Source organism: Actinomadura rubrisoli, assembly GCF_004349215.1.
Taxonomy (GTDB): Bacteria; Actinomycetota; Actinomycetes; order Streptosporangiales; family Streptosporangiaceae; genus Spirillospora; species Spirillospora rubrisoli.
The window spans coordinates 1-3108 of the sequence record NZ_SMKU01000579.1 but is presented as its reverse complement, the minus strand read 5'-3'; the positions used below and the strand labels follow the sequence as shown (position 1 = coordinate 3108).

At 72.3% G+C, this 3108-nt stretch carries 5 protein-coding genes; 1 reads left to right on the top strand and 4 read right to left on the bottom strand.

The window, feature by feature from the left end; translation table 11 throughout:
- Both E1298_RS45590 and E1298_RS45585 read right to left on the bottom strand, forming a co-directional pair.
- On the bottom strand, positions 1-303 hold a 303-nt coding region (locus E1298_RS45590), incomplete at its 3' end, for a GNAT family N-acetyltransferase (protein WP_424923229.1).
- Positions 304-328: 25 nt separating this feature from the next.
- Positions 329-547: an EF-hand domain-containing protein gene (locus tag E1298_RS45585; RefSeq protein WP_131903597.1), complete on the bottom strand. Its 219-nt coding sequence runs from the start codon at positions 545-547 to the stop codon at positions 329-331.
- Positions 548-662: 115 nt separating this feature from the next.
- On the opposite strand from E1298_RS45585, the gene E1298_RS45580 reads away from it, so the two are divergent.
- Positions 663-1472 carry a glycerophosphodiester phosphodiesterase family protein gene (locus E1298_RS45580; protein WP_131903596.1) on the top strand — a complete coding sequence of 270 codons (810 nt, stop codon included), beginning with the start codon at positions 663-665 and terminating at the stop codon, positions 1470-1472.
- Positions 1473-1504: 32 nt separating this feature from the next.
- Here the strand turns inward: E1298_RS45580 and E1298_RS45575 are convergent, their stop codons facing one another.
- Both E1298_RS45575 and E1298_RS45570 read right to left on the bottom strand, forming a co-directional pair.
- Positions 1505-2167 (bottom strand): response regulator transcription factor, encoded by a 663-nt coding sequence (locus E1298_RS45575; RefSeq protein ID WP_131903595.1) that lies wholly within the window; start codon positions 2165-2167, stop codon positions 1505-1507.
- Between the two features lie 90 nt (positions 2168-2257).
- Positions 2258-2755 carry an SRPBCC family protein gene (locus E1298_RS45570; protein ID WP_207945250.1) on the bottom strand — a complete coding sequence of 166 codons (498 nt, stop codon included), beginning with the start codon at positions 2753-2755 and terminating at the stop codon, positions 2258-2260.
- Positions 2756-3108 lie beyond the last annotated feature (353 nt).

The following is a 3108-nucleotide window of genomic DNA, read 5'->3' as shown; positions in this document are numbered from 1 at the left end:
CCGCCCCCGCGCGCCCGGATCGACGTAGACGCTGTGCTCCACCACCCCCGCGTAGACGCGCCTGCCCGACGCCGGCGCGACCGCCACCCAGCCCAGCACGCGCCCCGAGCCGCGCTCGGCGGCGACGTGCCGGTGCCCGGGCAGCCGTCCCGCGTCGAAGGCGTCCCAGGACGGCGCGGCCGTCTCGAAGCTCGCCTCACCGCCGTCCAGGCCCAGCTGGTAGATCGCCAGGACCCGCTCGGCGTCGTCCGGGCCCATGGCGCGGATCAGCAACGCCCCGGCGGCGCCTACGGAAGAGCCCATGACCGGCGACGATACGGGCGGCCGGTCACAGGGCGCCGGCCCGCATCAGCGCCGCGAACTCCTCCAGGGAGACCTTGCCGTCGTGATCGGTGTCGGCGGCCACCACCACCTCCACCGCGCGCGTGTCGGTGATGTCCTGGCCGAGGGCGCTCATCAAGCTCTTCAGCTCCGCCGTCGAGATGTACCCGTCGCCGTCCACGTCCACCAGCTCGAACGTCGCCCTGTAGTCGTTCACGTCGGCCATCGCGGTTCCCTCCAGATGATCGGTGCGCGCGCCGACGTTAGCATCGGCGCATCCAACCAGACGCCTTTACGTAGTAAGGTTCAGGTGGAGGGGGCACTCCGCCATAATCGGACGGGTGCGCCGCTCGTACGAATTCCTCGACCACCCCGGCCCCATCCCCTTCGCCCACCGGGGCGGCGCGGGCGGCCGCCCCGAGAACTCCATGGCCGCCTTCCAGCGCGCCACCGACCTCGGCTACCGCTACCTGGAGACCGACGCGCACGCCACCGCCGACGGCGTCGTGGTCGCCTTCCACGACCGCACCCTGGACCGCGTCACCGACCGCACCGGCGCCATCGCCCGGCTCCCCTGGGCCGAGGTCGCCCGGGCCCGCATCGCCGGCACCGAGCCCGTCCCCCGCCTGGAGGACGTCCTGGGCTCCTTCCCCGACGCCCGCGTCAACATCGACATCAAGGACGCCCCGGTCATCGGCCCCCTCGCCCGGACCCTGCACCGCACGGCCGCCTGGAACCGGGTGTGCATCACCTCCTTCTCCACCCGCCGCCTGGCCCAGATGCGCGCCCGCCTGCCCCTGTTCACCGACCGCGAGGTGTGCACCGCCCTCGGCCCGCGGGGACTGATGGCCCTGCGCGCCAAGTCCTACGGCGGCCCCACCGCCAAGCTCGTCCGCCTCGCCGCCACCGGCGTCGCCTGCGCGCAGGTCCCCTACGGCCTCGGCCCCCTGCCCTTCGTCACCGAGGCGTTCATCGCCCAGGCCCACCGGCTCGGCCTGAAGGTCCACGCCTGGACCGTCAACGACCCCGCCGCCATGGAACGGCTCCTGGACATCGGCATCGACGGCATCATGAGCGACGACCTGCTCGCCCTCCGCGAGGTGATGGACTCCCGCGGCCTGTGGCCCCGCCCCGTCCCCCAGGACGGCTGAACCACCCGCCCAGGGCGCCCGGACGCAGCGGGTCAGGCGAGGCCGGCGTCGTGGGCCAGCAACGCGATCTGGGTCCGGTTGTCCAGGCCCAGCTTGTCCAGGACGCGGGAGACGTGCGCCTTCACCGTCGCCACCGTCATCGACAGCTCCTCGGCGATCTCGGCGTTGCCGCACCCCCGCGCCACCGCGGCCACCACCTCCCCCTCGCGGGGACTGAGCGCCGACAACGCCCCGCGGGCCCGCTCGTAGGCGCCCGCCCGGACGACCGCGCGGTCCATCAGCCGCCGCGTGATCCCCGGCGACAGGACCGGGTCCCCGGCGGCGACCTGCCGGACCGCCTGGACGATCCGCGCCGGCGGGGTGTCCTTCAGCAGGAACCCGCCGGCGCCCGCCCGCAGCGCCGGCAGGATGTCCTCGTCGGCGTCGAAGGTGGTCAGCACGATGACCTCGGGCGCACGCGGGCGGCGCCGCACCCTGCCGGTGGCGGTGATCCCGTCCACCCGCGGCATCCGCAGGTCCATCAGCACCACGTCGGGGGCGTGCGCGTCGACGGCCGCCGGCACCTCGTCGCCGTCGGCGGCCTCACCCACCACCCGGATGCCGTGGATCCCGTCCAGCATCATCGACAGCCCCGCCCGCACCAGGGCGTCGTCGTCCACGACCAGCACCCGCAGCGGACGGTTCACGCCGGCCACGGCAGCCAGGCCCGCAGCACGAACTCGCCGCCGGCCGCCTGGTGGTCCAGGCTCCGATAGCGGATTGCTGACAGTTGTCTGCTGGGTGGGTTACCGGGGGTCGTTGCGTGCCATCCGGGCGGCGCGCATCTCCGCGTACATCTCCCATGGTCCTTGCGGGAGGACGTGCCCGGTCTCCAGGAAGGTCTTGAGGTTGGCCAGCACCGACGGCCATCCGGCAGAGACGGAGACGTGCTCGTCGTGGTCGGCCAGGTTCTCGTGGGTGACGGTGAGCCGGACGATGTCGCCGTGCGGCTCGATGTCGAAGGTGACCCGGCCCGGGCCGTCGGGCCGCTCCTCGTTCGGCCCGGTCCGGGTGATCACCAGCCGCTTGGGCGGCGCGGCCTCCAGGACCGTGCCGACGAGGTCGACGATCCCCGAACCATCGGTGCGCGGGTGCTCCCAGGCCGAGCCGACCTGCCAGTCGGAGACATTGCTGTGCTCGGCCCAGTATTCGGCGGTCACATCGGCGTCGGTCAGCGCGTGCCAGACCCGCTCCGCCGTGGCCTGAATGAAGGTGACGTACACAAAGATCGGCCTGTCAGCCATGTCATGCTCCCCTGCCCGTCGTTCCAGGTCGCTCAGCGCACGAAGACGCCACCGCTCGAACCTATCGACCCACCGGTCGAAGATCTCCTGGAGCGGCACACCTCGGGCCGACCGGACACGACAAACACCGAGGCAAGAAGAACGACGCTCAGCAAGCCGCGTCACAGACTGATCGAGTCAGCCGACGCCCGAGCTCGTCGAGCCCGGGCGTCCTCACATCGTGACGACCTTGATCACCGCTGTGAGACTTCACCTGGCGCGCGAGCGCATGCAGCGCCCCGGCGAAGCCAACCCGAGGCGACTCCGAGAGTGAACTCAGCGGCCGAAGCCCGGCTGTCTCTTATACAAATCTG